The organism is Kribbella jejuensis (assembly GCF_006715085.1).
Lineage (GTDB): Bacteria > Actinomycetota > Actinomycetes > Propionibacteriales > Kribbellaceae > Kribbella > Kribbella jejuensis.
On record NZ_VFMM01000002.1, the window covers coordinates 694,644 to 711,998 of the forward strand.

15 protein-coding genes are annotated in these 17,355 nt (G+C 67.9%); 9 read left to right on the top strand and 6 right to left on the bottom strand.

What is annotated here, in order from left to right:
- The gene (locus FB475_RS23275; RefSeq protein WP_141858684.1) at positions 1 to 546 is read right to left on the bottom strand and encodes a flavin reductase family protein; all 546 of its coding nucleotides are present in this window, start codon (positions 544 to 546) and stop codon (positions 1 to 3) included.
- Between the two features lie 134 nt (positions 547 to 680).
- Between FB475_RS23275 and FB475_RS23280 the strand changes: the two genes are divergently transcribed.
- The gene (locus tag FB475_RS23280) at positions 681 to 1,496 is read left to right on the top strand and encodes an IclR family transcriptional regulator domain-containing protein (RefSeq protein WP_238332364.1); all 816 of its coding nucleotides are present in this window, start codon (positions 681 to 683) and stop codon (positions 1,494 to 1,496) included.
- Here FB475_RS23280 and FB475_RS23285 read toward each other — a convergent pair.
- On the bottom strand, positions 1,490 to 2,380 hold the full coding sequence (locus FB475_RS23285; RefSeq protein WP_185759402.1) for a LysR family transcriptional regulator: 891 nt from the start codon (positions 2,378 to 2,380) through the stop codon (positions 1,490 to 1,492). The two genes, FB475_RS23280 and FB475_RS23285, sit on opposite strands and share 7 nt — an antisense overlap.
- A 69-nt stretch (positions 2,381 to 2,449) precedes the next feature.
- Here FB475_RS23285 and FB475_RS23290 point away from each other — a divergent pair, with 69 nt between their 5' ends.
- From FB475_RS23290 to FB475_RS23310, 5 genes are all read left to right on the top strand, one after another.
- Entirely contained in the window at positions 2,450 to 3,667 is a 1,218-nt protein-coding gene (locus tag FB475_RS23290) for an acetyl-CoA C-acetyltransferase (RefSeq protein WP_141858685.1), read from the top strand.
- Entirely contained in the window at positions 3,664 to 4,428 is a 765-nt protein-coding gene (pcaD, locus tag FB475_RS23295) for a 3-oxoadipate enol-lactonase (protein WP_141858686.1), read from the top strand. The genes FB475_RS23290 and pcaD overlap by 4 nt, the downstream gene beginning before the upstream one ends.
- Before the next feature lie 2 nt (positions 4,429 to 4,430).
- The gene (locus tag FB475_RS23300) at positions 4,431 to 5,198 is read left to right on the top strand and encodes a CoA transferase subunit A (protein WP_425551984.1); all 768 of its coding nucleotides are present in this window, start codon (positions 4,431 to 4,433) and stop codon (positions 5,196 to 5,198) included.
- A 1-nt stretch (position 5,199) separates the two neighbouring features.
- Positions 5,200 to 5,826: a 3-oxoacid CoA-transferase subunit B gene (locus tag FB475_RS23305; RefSeq protein ID WP_141858688.1), complete on the top strand. Its 627-nt coding sequence runs from the start codon at positions 5,200 to 5,202 to the stop codon at positions 5,824 to 5,826.
- A gap of 65 nt (positions 5,827 to 5,891) precedes the next feature.
- Positions 5,892 to 6,845, top strand: coding sequence for a hypothetical protein (locus FB475_RS23310; protein WP_141858689.1), 954 nt, complete (start codon positions 5,892 to 5,894; stop codon positions 6,843 to 6,845).
- A 54-nt stretch (positions 6,846 to 6,899) separates the two neighbouring features.
- Here FB475_RS23310 and FB475_RS23315 read toward each other — a convergent pair whose 3' ends face one another.
- The 4 genes from FB475_RS23315 to FB475_RS23330 are packed head-to-tail and all read right to left on the bottom strand — an operon-like array spanning position 6,900 to position 11,390.
- Positions 6,900 to 8,222 (bottom strand): glycoside hydrolase family 32 protein, encoded by a 1,323-nt coding sequence (locus tag FB475_RS23315; protein ID WP_141858690.1) that lies wholly within the window; start codon positions 8,220 to 8,222, stop codon positions 6,900 to 6,902.
- Positions 8,219 to 9,058, bottom strand: coding sequence for a carbohydrate ABC transporter permease (locus FB475_RS23320; RefSeq protein WP_141858691.1), 840 nt, complete (start codon positions 9,056 to 9,058; stop codon positions 8,219 to 8,221). The genes FB475_RS23315 and FB475_RS23320 overlap by 4 nt, the downstream gene beginning before the upstream one ends.
- On the bottom strand, positions 9,055 to 9,987 hold the full coding sequence (locus FB475_RS23325) for a carbohydrate ABC transporter permease (RefSeq protein ID WP_238332365.1): 933 nt from the start codon (positions 9,985 to 9,987) through the stop codon (positions 9,055 to 9,057). Before FB475_RS23325 ends, FB475_RS23320 begins: the two co-directional genes overlap by 4 nt.
- A complete protein-coding gene (locus FB475_RS23330; RefSeq protein WP_141858692.1) occupies positions 9,987 to 11,390 on the bottom strand; it encodes an ABC transporter substrate-binding protein in 1,404 nt (467 codons plus the stop codon). The genes FB475_RS23325 and FB475_RS23330 overlap by 1 nt, the downstream gene beginning before the upstream one ends.
- A gap of 147 nt (positions 11,391 to 11,537) precedes the next feature.
- On the opposite strand from FB475_RS23330, the gene FB475_RS23335 reads away from it, so the two are divergent.
- The 3 genes from FB475_RS23335 to FB475_RS23345 all read left to right on the top strand — a co-directional run bounded on the left by FB475_RS23335 (position 11,538) and on the right by FB475_RS23345 (position 17,340).
- Positions 11,538 to 12,596, top strand: a complete 1,059-nt coding sequence (locus FB475_RS23335) for a LacI family DNA-binding transcriptional regulator (protein WP_141858693.1) — start codon at positions 11,538 to 11,540, stop codon at positions 12,594 to 12,596.
- Positions 12,593 to 14,002, top strand: a complete 1,410-nt coding sequence (locus tag FB475_RS23340; protein ID WP_141858694.1) for a glycoside hydrolase family 32 protein — start codon at positions 12,593 to 12,595, stop codon at positions 14,000 to 14,002. The genes FB475_RS23335 and FB475_RS23340 overlap by 4 nt, the downstream gene beginning before the upstream one ends.
- Positions 14,003 to 14,100: 98 nt before the next feature.
- Positions 14,101 to 17,340 (top strand): discoidin domain-containing protein, encoded by a 3,240-nt coding sequence (locus FB475_RS23345; RefSeq protein WP_141858695.1) that lies wholly within the window; start codon positions 14,101 to 14,103, stop codon positions 17,338 to 17,340.
- Positions 17,341 to 17,355: the final 15 nt, after the last annotated feature.

Genomic DNA, 17,355 nt, shown 5'->3' on the forward strand with positions numbered 1-17,355 from the left:
TCAGGCAAGGGCAAGGGGCGTGAAGACAGCGGCCGCGTCGAACCAGCCGCGGTCCGGGCAGTCGATGGAGCCGGACCAGTGGGTCTCGACCGGACCCAGGTAGCGGAACCGGCCGCCGTGGAAGAGCAGCGGGTCCCGGGCCGTGATCTCGACCGCGTCCACCTCACCGATCACGATCAGGTGGTCGCCGCCGTCGTACGTCCGCCACGGCCGGCACGAGATCGTCGTGGCCGCGCCGTCGAGCAGCGGAGCGAGTGGTCCGTCGACCCATCGGGGTGCGCGGTCCGCGGGACGTCCGGCGAAGTGCCAGGCGACGTCGAGTTGGTCGTGGGCCAGGACGTTGATCGCGAACGGCTTGCCGGTCAGGTACTGGCACGCCTTCGATGTGCGGTTCAGCGTGACCTGCGCGAGCGCGGGCTCGAGGGATACGGCGGTGAAGGCGTTCACGGTGGCCCCGTGCGGCCGCCCTTCGTCGCTGGTGCAGGTCACCACGGTCACGCCGGTGGCGAACTGGCCGAACGCGGTCCGGAGTTCTCGCGAGTCCATCTGCGTCACCTCCTGGAGGTTGTACGCTCTGCGTACATCTCGTACGCTTGGCGTACGACTAGACCTTGGGGTCCTCCGAGGGCAGCTGTCAAGAGCTCAACAACTTTTTCGTGACCCGTGGAAGGATGGCCCGCATGACCGGGGAGGGGAGCGAACGCGACTACGTGCAGAGCATCGAGCGCGGGTTCGCCGTACTGCTCGCGTTCGACGCCGACCGGCCGAACCCGACGCTCGCGGAGGTCGCCACCGCGACGGGCTTGTCGCGTCCCGCCGTACGCCGGATCCTGCTGACCCTGCAGCGGTTGGGGTACGTCGCCGCGCAGGGCAGCCGGTGGACGCTGACGCCGCGCGTACTCACGATCGGTCAGCACTACGCGGCCACGCACAGCTTCGTGGAGACCGCGCAGCCGCATCTGCTCCGGCTCGCCGAGGAGACCCAGGAGTCGGCGTCACTCGCGCAGCTCGACGGCACGGACGTCGTGTACGTCGCCCGCGTCCAGGTACGCCGCATCATGGCCGTCGCCGTCGACGTGGGCAGCCGGGTTCCGGCGCACGCGACCTCGATGGGACGCGTACTGACGGCCTGGGCGGACGCTTCGCTCGTCGACGCCGTGATCGCGGCCGGCCTGCCACGGTTGGCACACCGCACGATCACCGATCCGACCGCGTTCCGCGATGCGCTGCACCGGGTCCGGCAGGACGGGTACGCCGTGGTCGAGTCGGAGCTCGAGGACGGCCTGCTGTCGGCGTCCGTACCGGTTCGCAGGCCGGACGGCGACGTACTCGCGGCGCTCGCCTACTCCACGACAGTGGGGCGAATGACCGAGCAGCAGATCATCGAGAAGGTCATCCCGTTGATGCGGGAGACCGCTGAGGCGATCGCCGAGGACCTGCGGCTCCTGAGCGGCACCCGTCGCCTCGATGCCCAGGCTCGGGACGGGTTCTACTGAACCAGTCCCGCGAGGACGGACAACGCTCGCTGCAGCTGCGGCGACTCGTCGTCCGCGCGCGTGGCGGCGGCCAGTTCGACGGAGGCTTGGCCGGTGAGTGCGCGGTAGGCGACGCCGGGGACCCTCAGCTCTGCTGTCGGCGCCGGTACGACGGCGATTCCCAGGCCGGCCGCGACGAACGTGACCAGCGTCGACGTCTCCGCCACCTCATGCCGGATGCGCGGTTCGAACCCGGCCTCGCGACAGCGTGCGAGGACGGTGTCGTGCATCACCGATCGCCCACCACCCGCGTGGATCACGAAGTCCTCGTCAACCAGCTCCTCGAGCCGTACCCGGCGCCGCTCGGCCAACCAATGCCTGTCCGGTACCGCCACGATCAGCCGGTCGGCCCGCAGTACCTGGAGCCTGAGGGCCTCCTCGTCGACAGGCGGTCGCAGCAGCCCGAGATCGATTCGCCCGTCCACCAGCGCCCGTGCCTGATCGGGCGCGAGCATCTCGCCCTGCACCGCCACCTCGACGTCCGGCAGCTCCTCGCGCAGTGTGCGCACCAGACTCGGCAGCAGGCTGTACGTCGCCGAGCCGACGCACCCGATCGCCAAGCGACCCTGCAGTCCGGCGGCCACGCGCTGCGCCTCGCCCGCGGCAGATGACACGGCCGCGATGATCTGCCGGGCCCGGACGAGGTAAGCCTCACCGGCGGGCGTGAGCTCGACACGTCGCGTCGTACGACGGAGCAGCTGCAGACCGAGCTCGCTCTCGAGTTGGCGAATCTGCTGCGACAGTGGCGGCTGGGCCATGTGCAGGCGGGCCGCGGCGCGGCCGAAGTGCCGTTCCTCGGCGACCGCGACGAAGTACCGCAGATGGCGCAGCTCCACGCCTTTCATATTCGCAAAGTCTTGATCCTGCGTAAATGTGTATTTCTCCATATCGGTTTCCGGGCCTACGGTCGGGTCATGAGCGACCCGCGTGACATCGTGATCTGCGAGCCGATCCGTACGCCGGTGGGCCGGTTCGGCGGCGCGTTGTCCGCGCTGTCGGCGGCCGACCTCGCCACCGCCGCTCTCACCGAGCTGGTACGGCGGACCGGGCTGGCCGAAGGTGATGTCGACGACGTGATCCTGGGCCAGTGCTACCCGAACGGCGAGGCGCCGGCGATCGGCCGGATCGCGGCGCTCGACGCGGGCCTCGGCGTCTCGGTGCCCGGCGTGCAGATCGATCGTCGTTGCGGATCGGGATTGCAAGCCGTGCTGTACGCGGCGGGCATGGTCGCGACCGGGGCGGCTCGGCTGGTTGTTGCCGGAGGCACCGAATCCATGTCGCAGGTCGAGCACTACGCCCTCGGTCTGCGGACCGGCGTCCGCGGCGGGGTGGAACTGCACGACCGGCTGGTCCGCGCTCGCGAGACGGCCGGTGGGAAGGACCACCCGGTGCCCGGCGGGATGCTGGAGACGGCCGAGAACGTACGGCGCGAGTACGGCATCTCCCGCGAGGAGCAGGACGAGTTCGCGCTCCGCTCTCACCAGCGTGCTGTTGCCGCGCAGGCCGAAGGGCGCTTCGCCGACGAACTGGTCCCGCTGGAGGTCCCGGGCCGCCGCGGTACCACGACGCGAGTCACCGCCGACGAGCATCCACGCCCAGACACCACACTCGAGAGCCTGGCCGCGCTGCGACCGGTCATGCTCACGACGGACCCCGAAGCGACGGTGACCGCAGGCAACGCGAGCGGCCAGAACGACGGCGCCGCGGTCTGCGTCGTCACCACCCTCGACGAGGCCTCACGCCGCAACCTCCGACCGCTCGTCAGCCTCAGGTCCTGGGCGGTTTCCGGCGTTGGCCCTGAGGTGATGGGCATCGGTCCGGTCCCCGCCACCGCAGCGGCGTTGGCCCGCGCCGACCTCACCCTCGACGACCTCGACCTGATCGAGCTCAACGAGGCCTTCGCCGCTCAGGTTCTCGGCTGCCTGCGCGAGTGGAAGATCGACGCGGGCGACGACCGCCTGAACCCCAACGGATCCGGCATTTCGCTCGGCCACCCCGTCGGCGCGACCGGCGCCCGCATCCTCGCCACCCTGTCCCGCGAACTCCACCGCCGCAACGGCCGCTACGCGTTGGAAACCCTCTGCATCGGCGGCGGCCAAGGCATAGCGGCCGTCTTCGAGGCAGTCCGATGATCGCCCACACTCTCAGCGGTCGGGCTCATGCGCCGACTGTTGTGCTGGCGAACTCGATGGGCGCCACCTGGGAGATGTGGGACGCCAACCTCGAAGAGTTGGAGGAGCATTTTCGGGTCGTCCGCTTCGACACGCGCGGTCACGGCCGCTCGCCGGTCCCGCCGGGTCCGTACACAATCGACGACCTGACCGACGACATCGTCGACCTGCTCGACGAACTCCGCCTCGAGCGCGCCCACTTCGTCGGCCTCTCGCTCGGCGGCATGACCGGTCTCCGCCTCGCCGCCCGCAAGCCGTCCCGCGTCGACCGGCTGGTCGTCCTCTGCACCGGCGCTCGGCTCGATCCGCTGTCGCAGTGGACCGATCGCGCCGACCTCGTCCGCGCGAAAGGTACGGCGGCGGTCGCCGAGTCCGTCGTACGACGCTGGTTCACGCCGAGTTGGCTCGCCGAACATCCGCAGGTCCGCAAGGAGTGCGAGGAGATGGTCGCGTCGACACCGGCCGACGGGTACGCCGCGTGCTGCGAGATCATCGCCACGACGGACTTGACCGGCGACCTCCCCGACGTCACCGCGCCGACGCTGGCGATCGCGGGCGGCGACGACCTGGCCACCCCGCCGGGGCAGCTGGAACGCATTGCCGCATCAGTTGCTAATGGCAAGCTTCTCGTCGTACCGGACGCCGCTCATCTGGCCTCCGCCGAACGGCCCGACGTGGTGACGCGCGCCGTCGTCGCCCATCTTCAGGAGGACGACGGATGAGTATCGACAAGGTCATCGCCGGCGCGGCGGACGCGGTCGCCGACATCCCGGACGGGACGAGCCTCGCGGTCGGTGGGTTCGGACTCGCCGGGATTCCGTGGTTCCTGATCGAGGCGCTGCTCGAGCGGGGTGCCTCTGACCTCACCGTGGTGTCGAACAACTGCGGCGTCGACGGCGCGGGTCTCGGACTGCTTCTGGAACAAGGGCGGATCAGCCGGGTGATCGCGTCGTATGTGGGGGAGAACAAGGAGTTCGCCCGTCAGTACCTGGCCGGGGAGCTGACGGTCGAGCTGACGCCACAAGGCACGCTGGCCGAGCGGCTGCGCGCGGGCGGTGCCGGGATCGGTGCGTTCTTCACGCCGACCGGTGTCGGCACGCTGGTCTCCGAGGGTGGGCTGCCTTGGCGGTACGCACCGGACGGTACGGTCGCGGTCGCGTCACCGGCCAAGGAGGTGCGCATGATCCAGGGCCGGGAGATGGTGCTCGAGGAGGCAATCGTCACCGACGTCGCGCTGGTCCGGGCGGCGGTGGCCGATCGCGCCGGCAACTGTGTCTTCCACGCGGCGGCGCGGAACTTCAACCCGGTCGCAGCCATGGCAGGCCGATTGACGATCGTGGAGGCCGAGCAGGTTGTGGAAGTCGGCGAGCTCGCACCGGACGCGATCCATCTACCCGGCGTTTTCGTTCAACGCGTCGTACCCCTGACGCCTGAGCAGGCCGCGCAGAAGGCGATCGAGAAGCGCACGACCCGGCCACGCGGGGAGGCGTGAGATGCCCTGGACCCGCGATGAGATGGCCGCCCGGGCCGCCCTTGAGCTGAACGACGGCGAGTACGTGAACCTCGGGATCGGCCTGCCGACGCTTGTCCCCAACCACCTGCCACCCCGCTCGTCCGTGACGCTGCATGCGGAGAACGGCATCCTCGGCGTCGGCCCGTTCCCGTACGACGAACAGGTCGACCCCGACCTGATCGACGCAGGCAAGCAGACCGTCAGCGTGGTACCGGGAGCGTCGTACTTCGACTCCGCCACCAGCTTCGCGATGATCCGCGGCGGCCACATCGACGTCGCCGTCCTCGGCGGCATGCAGGTCTCCGCGTACGGCGACCTCGCGAACTGGCTCGTCCCCGGCGCGATGGTCAAGGGCATGGGCGGCGCCATGGACCTCGTCAACGGAGCCCGTCGCGTCATCGTCCTGATGGACCACCGCACCCGCCACGGCGACCCCAAACTGCTGACCACCTGCACCCTCCCGCTCACCGGCCGCGGCGTGGTCCACCGCGTCATCACCGACCTGGCCGTCCTCGACGTAACCCAAGGCACCTTCACCCTCGTCGACCTGGCCCCCGGTGTAACCCACTCCGAAGTCCAAGCAGCAACCACCGCCCCCGTCACCTGAACCGTGCCTCGACTATAGTCAGCGCGGATCTTGGGGGCTTGAAAGACTTTCTGGAGGGGAAACCTATGAAGTTGCAGCGTTTTGCGCTGGCGTTGGCCGGTGCAGGCCTGATTGCGGCCGTGGCCGCATCCGTCCCGGCGGCTGCCGCCGGGCAGGCGGATCCGAAGCATCCGTTCGCCAAGAACGTGACGCCGAACACGCTCAAGGCGGCCGGCGACCCGTGCTTCAGCGACGTCATGTCGCCGACCGCGACCGGCATGTCGCAGGAGACCATCGCGGTGCCGGGGCGGAGCGTCCAGGCGTTCCAGGACACGCCGTTCAAGTTCGTCGGCAGCCGCGCGGACACGACCTGGTACGGCGCCGTGAACGCCGCGGGCACGCAGATCTACTACTACGGTCTGCTCCTGCAGGGCGGCAACCTGTACCGGCACACGACCTACGCCCGTGACACCGGCGAAACCAGCAGCTGGGCGCCTACCTTCAAGAAGGTCGGCTCGGGCTGGAGCAGCTTCAAGTCGATCGCCACGTCGAACTACAGCGTCGCCGCCCCGCGGCACGCGTACCTGTACGGTCTGAACACCAACGGCAGCCTCTACCGCTACCAGATCGTCGGCACCGGCTTCCGCGCGCTCGGCCCGCTTCCCGGGTTCCGCGGTTTCAAGGCGATGACCGTGATCAGCGAGACCGCGACGTACGACACGCTGCTGATGACGACCAACGCCGGTGCCCTGTGGACCGTCCACATCCCGGTCGCGGCCGGTGCGAAGCCGGTGCTCAAGCAGCTCCGTGCATCCGGCTGGGGCGCGTACGAGTCGCTCGTCATCCAGGGCTGCGGCACCCGCGGTGGTTCGCTCCTGGTTGCCGTCGACAAGGACACCCAGTCCGGGTACCAGTTCGCTCTGAGCAAGGCGAACGGCGCCGCGACCGCAATCACGTCGTACGGCAAGATCCCGGCGCCCATGAACGGTGTGGACCACGTGTCGCTCACCACCCACTACGACCAGCTGGTCGGCGAGTAGTCAGTCAGTTACTGGACCGCCACCCTCGGCACCTGTGCCGAGGGTGGCGGTTTTTCAGTGGTCGAGGGTCCAGAAGTGGGCGTTCGGCGGGGCTTCGACGCGCCAGGCAGGTGGTGTGGTCGGGTAGACGCGGGTGCTGAGGACCCGGCCGGCGCTGGTGAAGACTTCCAGTACGGAGCCGTCGAGGAAGATCCGCGCCGCCGGGCGGCCGGATGCCGGGTCGAAGGCGTCGGTTGCCTGCATGCGGCCGCGATGTGCGTGCGGGCTGAGGCTGGACTCGGTACGGTCGACCGTCACCGCATCGGCGTCCAGCGAGACGACCACCCGCTCCTGGTCGCTGAAGTGGATGATCACCTGTCCCGATCCTGACGGTACGGCGATCTCGCACTGCGGGCCTGTCGTGCAGCCGTCGGCCGGTACGCCGGGACCGGTGCGGAGCGTGTCTAGCGAAGGAATCGGTGCACTCCGCAGCGACGAGTCGGCGCCGAGCCAGACCACCCGCGGCAGTGAGATCACGCCCGCCCAGTCGTCCCAGCCGTCGCGATCACGCCCCTCGGTCAACCACCCGAAGAGCAGCGGCCCGAACCGGCTCTCGCGCATCGCCGAGGCGGCGTAGAAGTTCGTCCCGTGATCGACCCGCTGCGGGACCAGCGGTACGTCGACGTCGAACGACAGCACCTCCGCGGAGCCACCCTCGGGTGACCACGATGCGACAACGGCGATCCGCCTGTTGTCGAGCGTCAGTAATTGCGGGCATTCCCACGCGGCGCCGGTGTCCTCGCCGTTCACGGTACTGCGGGGGAGCTCGGCCAGCGGGCCGACGTACGTCCAGGTCTCGAGGTCGGGCGACTGGTACAGCGTGATGCTCCCGCCGCGGCCGGCGTACCCGGCGCCGACGGCGAGCCACCACGAGCCGTTCTCCTGCCAGACGAACGGATCGCGGAACATGATCGCGTCGTCGGTCGGGTCCGGGATCACCTGCCGCGGCGGTCCGAAGGACATGCCGCCGTCGTCGGACACCGCCGTCAGGACGGACTGGTACGGGCGGTTGTCGAGGTAGCCGGAGTAGAACGCGCGGATCCGGCCGTTGTCGAGGATCGTGTTGCCGGACCAGCAGCCGTCGGTGTCCGGCCCGCCCGGCAGCGGCGCCATCGCGGGCCGGTGCAACGTCCAGCGCACGTAGTCGGTCGACGTCACATGCCCCCATTCGACCGGCACGTGCATCTCCAGCACCGGCCGCGACTGGAAGTACAGGTGGACGTCGGACCCCACTTCGAGAGGCCCGTTCGGGTCGTTCATGTACCCGCGCGGTGGCCGGATGTGGAACGCGGGGCGGAGGTGGGCGACCGTACGGGTGCCGGCCTGAACTTGGGTCAACGGGATGCTCCTGCCGTGATGCCTGCGATGAAGTACCTCTGGGCGAAGATGAACAGCACCACGCTCGGCAGGATCGCCAGGATGACGCCGGCCAGCACGATCGAGATCGAGCCGGTGCCGAGGTTTCCCTGCAGGCCGACCAGGCCGAGCGGCAGTGTGAAGTTGTCCTGCGACTGCAGGAAGATCAGGGGCCGGTAGAACTCCGCCCAGAAACCGGAGAAGTTCAGGATCGCGAGCGTCGCGATCGCCGGACCGGCCATCTTGGCGTAGATCATCAGGAACGTCTGGAAATGTCCCGCGCCGTCGATCCGTGCGGCCTCGCCGAGTTCGCGCGGCATCTGCATGAAGTACTGACGCATCAGGAACGTTCCGAAAGCGCTACCCAGCGCGGAAACCACCAGTGACAACGGGCTGTCGGACAGTCCGAGGTACCGGATGATCACGAACACCGGGATGATGATCGTCTGCAGCGGCACCATCATCGTGGCCAGGAAGATCCCGAAGATCACCGAGCGGCCCGGGAAGCTGACCATCGCGAACGCGTAGCCGGACAGCGTGCAGGTGATGGTCTGGCCGATCACGATCAGCCCGGTCACGAGCACGCTGTTCACGAAGAACCGGCCGATCGGGATCCGGTCGAAAACCGCGCTGTAGTTGGAGAAGTCCGGATGCAACGGCAACCAATGCGGCGGGTTGCTGAACGCCTCGGCGGGCGTGCGCAACGACGTCGTGACCGTCCACAGCAACGGGCCGAGGGCAACCATCGCGGCGATGACGAGCACCAGGATGCCGGTCATCCTGCCGATCCGGGCCAGGACTGCGGTGGAGTGGCTCATTGGTAGAACACCAGCTTTCGTGCGGCGAGGAACTGCAGCCCGGTGATCATCAGGATCGCCACCAGCAGCAGGATTGCGATCGCCGAGCCGTACCCGAACTGCAGGTTCTGGAAGCCTTTCTGGTACATCGAGATCGTCACCGTCGTGGTCGCCGACCCCGGGCCGCCCTTGGTCATGATGTACGGCTGGTCGAACAGCTGCATGGCGTTGATCAAGGCAACGACCGCGGCGAACAGGATCGTTGGACTGATCAACGGAATCTTGATCCGGAACAGGGTCCGCAGCGCGCCGGCACCGTCGATCTGCGCGGCCTCGAGGACGTCGGTCGGTACCGACATCAACGAGGCGACGAACAGCACGAACGTGAACCCGACCTGCTGCCACACCGCGATCAGTACGATCGTCGACGCCGCCCCGAAACCGCTGGTCAGCCACGGTACGTTCGGGATGCCGAGCAGCCCGAGGTAGTAGTTCACGACACCGAACTTGTAGTCGAACAGGTACCCCATGAAGATCGACACGGCCGCGGTCGACGCCAGCAGCGGCAGGTAGAACGCGGTCCGGAACAACGTCCGCACCCAGACGAGCTTGCGCTGGTTGACGAGTACGGCGAGCGCGAGACCGATGGTCAACTGCAGTACGACGATCGCGAGCGCCATCCCGAGCGTGACCCCGAAGGACTTCAGTACCGGACCGTCGTTGAACAGCTGCTCGTAGTTCTTCAGACCGACGTACCGCGGGCTCGAGATCACGTCCCAGGAGAAGAACGACAGCCCGAGCGACGCGAGGATCGGGATCGCCGTGAAGACCGCGACGAACAGTACCGACAACCCGATCATCGCGAAGCCGAACCGCGCCTCACCGTGTGCGGTCGGATGGCTGCGCCGTTTCACGACCGCCTTCGCGACGTCGGCGGTGACGGCGGACATCAGCTCGCCCCCGCTGCCTTCTCGAGATCCGCCTGCAACCCGTCCAGGGCGGCCTTCGCGTTGCCCGAGGAGATCGCTTGCGTGGTCCGCTGGTTCAGCGCGGTCGCGAGCGCGTTGTAGTACGGCGGGGCGGGGATCGGCGCGGTGTCCGGGTGCTTGGTCAGCGTGTCGTAGAAGACCGACCAGTGCTTCGGCCCGGTCTTGCTGTACCGCGCGGCCGACACCAGGGACTTGCGGCCGGGGGTGGTCACGTTGCCCGGGAACACAAGGTCGAACGTGTCCGGCTTGACCAGCAGCTTCAGGACCTCCCAGGCCAGGTCCTTCTTCTTCGACGACTTGAAGATCGCGTACCCGCCGGCGCCGAACAGGTGCCGCTGGCTCTTCCACTTCGGGAACATCGTCACGTCGAAGCTGCCGTTCTTCATCCCGGCGTTGGCCAGGCCGCCGGCCCAGAATCCGCCACCGATCGACATCCCGATCCGGTTCGACGCGAACAGACCCTGCAACGTGCCGCCACCGCCGACGTCCGGCGACGGCGAGAGGCCCTTCTTGGTCAGCTGGATCATGTAGTCCAGCGCCTCGACGGTGGCCTCGGAGTTCGCCGTCGGCGCGCCCCACTTCCAGCCGCCCTTGCGTCCGGCGGCGGCAGCGTCACCGGCGTACGCCTTGCTCCACAGCCAGTCGCCGCCGTCGTACTTGCCCTCTTCGAGCAGGTTGGCGTTGTTCGCGTACATGAACGACGTCCAGCTGCCCCACAGCCGGACCACCCAGCCGAAGGCGTTGATGCCCTTGAACTTGGCGATCTTCGTCGCCGCGGACTCGAAGTCGTCGAGCGTCCAGGTCTCGCTCGGCGGGGTCACGCCCGCGCGCTGGAACAGCTCGGTGCTGTAGAACATGTTGCCGGCGTTGAAGCTGTCGGGCAGCTCCCACAGGTGGCCCTGGTACATCATCGACTCGACCAGCGCCGGGTGGATGTCGGCGAAGTACTCCTTCAGCCCGGACAGATCCTTGGTGACGTAGTCGTCGAGCGGGATCGCGAGCTCCTTGGACGCCATCAGCTGCAGCCCCTCGGTCGCGACGCTGATGATGTCCGGGGGCGTGCCGGCCGCGATCTGGGTCAGCACCTTGGCCAGGAAGTCGTTCCAGTCGGTCCCGTTGATCGCGGAGATCTCGAACTTGATCGTCGAGTCGAGCTTGGCGATCTGCGGCTGCAACCGGTTCTGCAGCTGGGTCGCCTGCGCCTGCTCGCCGAAGTACAGCATCTTCAGCGACTTCGACGAGCCGCCGCTGTCCTTGCTGCAGGCGGCCAGGTCGGCGAGCGCGGCAAGGCTCAGGCCACCGGCGCCGGCCTTCAGCAGCGTCCGGCGGCCGAGTGTGCCGCCGGCCGGATGAATACCTGTCATGGGAGTTCCTCCTAGCGCCCAATACGTATTGACTCGGGACCGTAGCAGCGGCATAGAGTGGGGTCAATACGTATTGGGCGAATCTGTGATAGGTAATTACCGGCGGCACCGAGGCCGTACGGTGTTTCAAATTTTTGGGGGAACCCGATGGCGAAGAAGGCAGCCGGTGGGCCGAAGCGCGTCACGATGACCGATGTCGCGCGCCGGGCGGGGGTGTCGCAGCCGACCGTCTCGTTCGTGCTCAACGACCGCCGCGACGTCGCGGTCGCCGAGGAGACCCGGCGCCGGGTGCTGCAGGCCGCGGCCGAGCTCGACTTCGTCCCGAACCGGGCGGCCCAACTGCTCCGGTCGAACCGGTCGTTCACGATCGGCGTCGTGACGAGTGGGATTGTCTCCCAGCCGTACGCCGGTCTGATCGTGCTCGGCCTGCAACAGGTCGTCCAGCCGGCCGGCTACGTCTGCATGGTCGTCGACACCACCGACGACCCGGGCCAGGGTGACGACGCGGTCGCGAGCCTGGTCGCGCAGGGCGTGGCCGCGATCGTGTACGCGTCGCTCTCGCCGAAGCCGTTGCACCGCAGCCCGCGGCTGGACGGGATCCGGACGATCTTCGTCAACTGCTGGCCGGAGGAGGGGCACGCCGACACGGTGTTGCTCGCCGACGAGTACGCCGGGGGTCGCGCGGCTGCGGCGTCGGTGTTCGAGCGCGGGCATCGTGAGGTCGCGTTCCTCGGCGGTATGCGGGACGACTATGCATGCAGGGAGCGCCGGCGCGGGTTCGACGATGCCGCACGGGCGGCCGGGCTGAAGCCGTCGGAGCTCGTGCACCGGTACGGGAACTACCAGATCGGGAACGGGTACGACCTGGCGACCGAGGTAGTGGTCGAGCACAGTCCGACGGCACTCGTCTGCGGGAACGACCGGATGGCGATCGGCGCGCTGCTCGCGCTGCATGCGCTCGGGCTCGAGTGTCCGGGTGACGTCAGCATCGTCGGCTTCGACGACCAGCCGGACGTCGCCGACCAGGTCCGCCCCGGCCTCACCACAGCCGCCCTCCCGCACCTGATGCTCGGCCGCCGCGCCGGCGAACTCCTGCTCGGCCCACCGGAAGAAGCCCCCGCCCGCTTGATCGTGGACTGCGAACTGATCGAACGAGACTCGGTCGGCGACCCGCCGAAGCAGCGTCGCCGGGTGGGTCCGAAATGATTCACTGGCGGCCTCCCGAGGGATTTGTCGGGGATGTGATCCCGTTCAGTTACGGCGGGCGGGTCTGGTTGTTCTACTTGCTGGATCGGCGGTCGGACGACCCGACCGCCGGACCGGGTGGGATGCCGTGGGCGCTGGTGTCGACGACAGACTTTGTGGAGTACGAAGACCACGGCGTCGTACTGCCGACCGGGGATCGGGATGCGGTCGACTTCGACTGCTACACCGGCAGCGTGATCGCGGACGGATCACGGCTGCATCTGTTCTACACAGGGCACAACCCGCGGCGGGGTTCAGACCGCGGTGCGTTCCAGGTCGTCTGCCACGCGGTGAGCGAAGGCGATCCGACCCAGTGGACGAAGGTGCCTGAGGACACCTTTGGTGCCCCCAACGGTTTCGTACCACAGGACTGGCGCGACCCGTTCGTCTACCGAACCGCACCCGATGAACCATGGCAAATGGTGCTGGCGGCACGGTACGACGACTCGCCTGATCGTCGCTGTGGAGTCGTGGCGCGGCTGACTTCCACAGACCTCAAGCGCTGGGAGCTCGCGCCACCTTTGTGGGAACCGCACCGCTACATCACCCAGGAGTGTCCGGACGTCTTCCAGTGGGGCGACTGGTGGTACTTGGTGTACTCCGAGTTCAGCGACGCGTTCCAGACCCGGTACCGGATCGCGCGCACCCCGGACGGCCCGTGGCTCGCGCCGCCGCGTGACACCGTCGACGGGCGCGCGTTCTACGCCGCCAAGTCGGTGCTGCACGAGGGACGCAGGTTCTTCATCGGCTGGATCCCTACAAAACAAGGGGATGCGTGGCAGTGGGCCGGCAATCTCGCCGTACTGGAAGCACACCAAGAGCCCGACGGCACGCTCGCGTTCGGGCTGCCCGCGGAGATCGTCGCAGCCTACGACGCCGCAGACGTGAAGCTGTCCCCGCTCGATGGCGCAGCTGACGTGCCAGGTCAAGGAGCCCACGACCGGTACGCCGCCTGGATCGGCGACCCCATGCCGTCGCATTGCCTGATCACGCTGACGGTCGACGTCGCGTCCGGTACCCAGTCCTTCGGCCTGCTGCTCCACGCCACCCCCGACGGCGAATACGCCACCATCCTTCGACTGGAACCCCAACGCAACCGAGTGGTCCTGGACCAATGGCCGCGCGGCCGCACCGGTCCCGCCCAGTGGCAGATCCACGGCGACGTCCCGCACGCCGTCGACCTGGAACGTCCGTGCCCACTCCCGCCCGGTCGCCACACCGTCCAGGTCCTCCTCGATGGCGCAACCGCCCAGGCAGTCGTCGACAACCGGGTCGCCCTGAGCTTCCGGCCGGACGCACCGGCAGGCCACCTCGGCTTCTTCGTAACCGACGGTGCGGTGGAGGTCGTCGAGCTTCGAGCCGGATAGCGTCCGTCGATTTCTTGCAAAGATCGATCGAGATATTGCGTAGCTGTGTCCGGGGCGTTACGGTCTGGCGCTAACCGCCCCTCGAGAGTGAGCAGCCCATGTTCCGATCGATCAAACCTGTCAGCCTTGCCGCCTGCGGCGCCCTGATCGGCGCCGCCCTGTCCGCGCTCGCCCCGAGCTTCGCCCTGGCCGCGGCGTCCGCCGCGTCCGGTGGTGTCGGCGCGACGTTGCCGTACGTCGAAGTCCAGGCCGAGAACTCCGCCACCAACGGAACCCTCATCGGGCCGAGTGCCGCGTACAACACGCTCGCCGCCGAGGCGTCGTACCGCAAAGCCGTGACATTGCAGGGCAGCGGGAAGTACGTCGAGTTCACGACACCGGTGGCGACGAACTCGATCGTGTTCCGCTACAGCATCCCCGACACCGGGTCCGGCTCGGTGTACACGCCGCAGCTGTCGTTCTACGTCAACGGTTCGAAGCAGTCGAACTTCACGCTGACCAACGCCTACAGCTGGTACTACGGCGGCTATCCGTTCACGAACTCGCCGGGCAGCAACCCGCACCACTTCTACGACGAGGTGCACCGGCTGTTCCCGACGACGTACCCGGCCGGTACGAAGTTCCGGTTGCAGGTCGACGCCGAGGACACCGCCGCGTCGTACACGATCGACTTCGCCGACTTCGAGAACGTCCCGGCCGCGTTGCCGCAGCCGGCCGGTTCGGTGTCGGTGACCAGCCAGGGCGCCGATCCGACCGGCGTCGCGGACTCCACCAACGCGTTCAACGCGGCGATGGGCGCGGCCGGCGCCGGCGGAACGGTGTGGATCCCGGAGGGAACGTTCAAGATCCCCGGACACCTGATCCTGAACAACATCACGATCAAGGGCGCCGGCATGTGGCGGTCGACGATCGTTGGCGCGGCCCCCGGTTTCTACGGCAACTATGCGCCGAACGCCAGCAGCGGCGTACACCTCGCGGACTTCGCGATCTTCGGTGACGTGCAGGAGCGCAACGACGGCGCCCAGGTGAACGGCATCGGCGGCGCGCTGAACAACTCGACCGTGGACCGGGTGTGGATCGAGCACGAGAAGGTCGGCGCCTGGATGGACGGGCCTTTCACCAATCTGGTGTTCAACGGCATGCGGATCCGCAACGTGACCGCGGACGGCATCAACTTCCACGACGGCGTGACGAACTCCAAGGTGACGAACAGCGACCTGCGCAACCTGGGCGACGACGGTCTGGCGACCTGGTCGGAGCAGAACGCCGACGCGAACGACTCGTTCGACCACAACACAGTTCAGTACCCCATCCTCGCGAACGGGATCGCGATCTACGGCGGTCACGACAACTTCGTCACCGACAACCGGGTGATCGACGCCGGCCTCACCCAGGGCGGCGGCATCCACGTCGCGCAACGGTTCAACTCGACCACGCTCGGCCGGACCGACGTTCTGCGGAACACGATCATCCGCTCCGGCAGTCTGGACCCGAACTGGCAGTTCGGCGTCGGCGCGCTGTGGTTCGACGCCCGCGACGGTGCGATGTCCGGCTTGACGAATGTCGACAACCTGCTGATCCAGCAGAGCCCGTACGAGGCGATCCAGTTCGTCTCCGGCTCGAACATCAGCAACGTCAAGATCAACAATGCGACGATCCAGAACACCGGCACGTGGGTGGTTCAGGAGCAGGTCGGCGGCTCGGCGACGATCACCAACAGCACGGCCACCGGGACGCAGGCGCCCGGGCCGATCTACAGCTGTGGCGTCGGTTTCACGCTCACCGACGGCGGCGGCAACTCGGGCATCTTCGCGCCTCCGCAGTGCCAGAACATCACCGCGCCGGCGTTCCCGCCGTACCTGCCGGACAACGGTTCGCAGCTCTCGATCAGCCCAAGTGCCTTGAGCTTCGGCTCGGTGGCGACCGGTACGTCGAGCGTGGTGCAGGCGGTCACCGTGACGAACAGCGGTACGGCGGCGGCGCCGGTCAGTTCGGTCGCGACCAGCGGTGACTTCACGCAGACGAACAATTGCGGCAGCAGCGTTGCGGCCGGCGCGTCATGCACGGTGAACGTGACGTTCACGCCCGCGGCGGCCGGCAGCCGTACCGGGAACCTGACCGTCACCGCGTCCGGGGTGGTGAACACCGTCCCGCTGTCCGGTACGGGCGTCGCGCCGGGTCCGATCCTGAACGCGAACCCGGGCAGCCTGTCCTTCCCCGACACGTCCGTGGGCAGCGCGTCCGCGACCCAGACCGTCATCGTGACGAACTCCGGTACGTCGTCGGCGACCGTCTCCGGGGTCGCGGCGACGGGTGACTTCACCCAGACGAACAACTGCGGAACCGTCGCAGTCGGCGCGTCCTGCACGGTCACGGTCACGTTCCGGCCGACCGCATCCGGCGCGCGGACCGGCAGCATCACGGTGACCAGCAACGCGAACAACAGCCCGGCCTCGATTTCCTTGACCGGGAACGGAATCGGATCCGACACCAACCTCGCTCTCGGGAAGCCGGCCACCGCCAGCAGCCAGGTCAACGGCACCCAGACGGCGGCGACCGCGACCGACGGCGATGCGAATACCTACTGGGAAAGCGCGAACAACGCTTTCCCGCAATGGCTGCAGGTCGACCTCGGTACCGCCCGGAGCGTCGGCAAGGTCACCCTGAAGCTCCCGCCGAGCTCTGCCTGGGGAACACGCACCCAGACGCTCTCTGTGCAGACCAGCACGGACGGAAACGCATTCGCCACGCCGGTCGCGTCCGCGTCGTACACGTTCACGTCGCCCACCAACGTCGTGAACATCCCCGTACCGACGACGACCGCGCGCTACGTGCGCGTCAACATCACCGCCAACACCGGCTGGCCGGCCGGCCAGGTCTCCGAGTTCGAGGTCTACCCGAGCAGCAGCGGCGGCACCACCCAGCCCACCAACCTGTCCACCGGAAAGCCGACCACCGAGTCCAGTCACAACGACGTCTATCAGTCCGGCAACGCCACCGACGGCAACCAGTCGACCTACTGGGAAAGCGCGAACAACGCCTTCCCGCAATGGCTCCAGGTCGACCTGGGCGCCCCCGCCACCTCCGGCCGAGTGGTTCTTCAGCTCCCTGCGACCTGGGGATCCCGCACCCAGACCCTGTCACTCCTAGGCTCCACCAACGGCACAACCTTCAACGCCATAGTTGCCTCCGCCACCTACACCTTTGCCCCAAGCAACAACAACACCGTCACCATCACCTTCCCGGCAACCACCCAGCGCTACTTCCGCCTCAACCTCACCTCCAACACCGGCTGGCCCGCAGCCCAACTCTCGGAATTCCAAATCTGGTCCTCCTGACGAAGCAGCCCACCT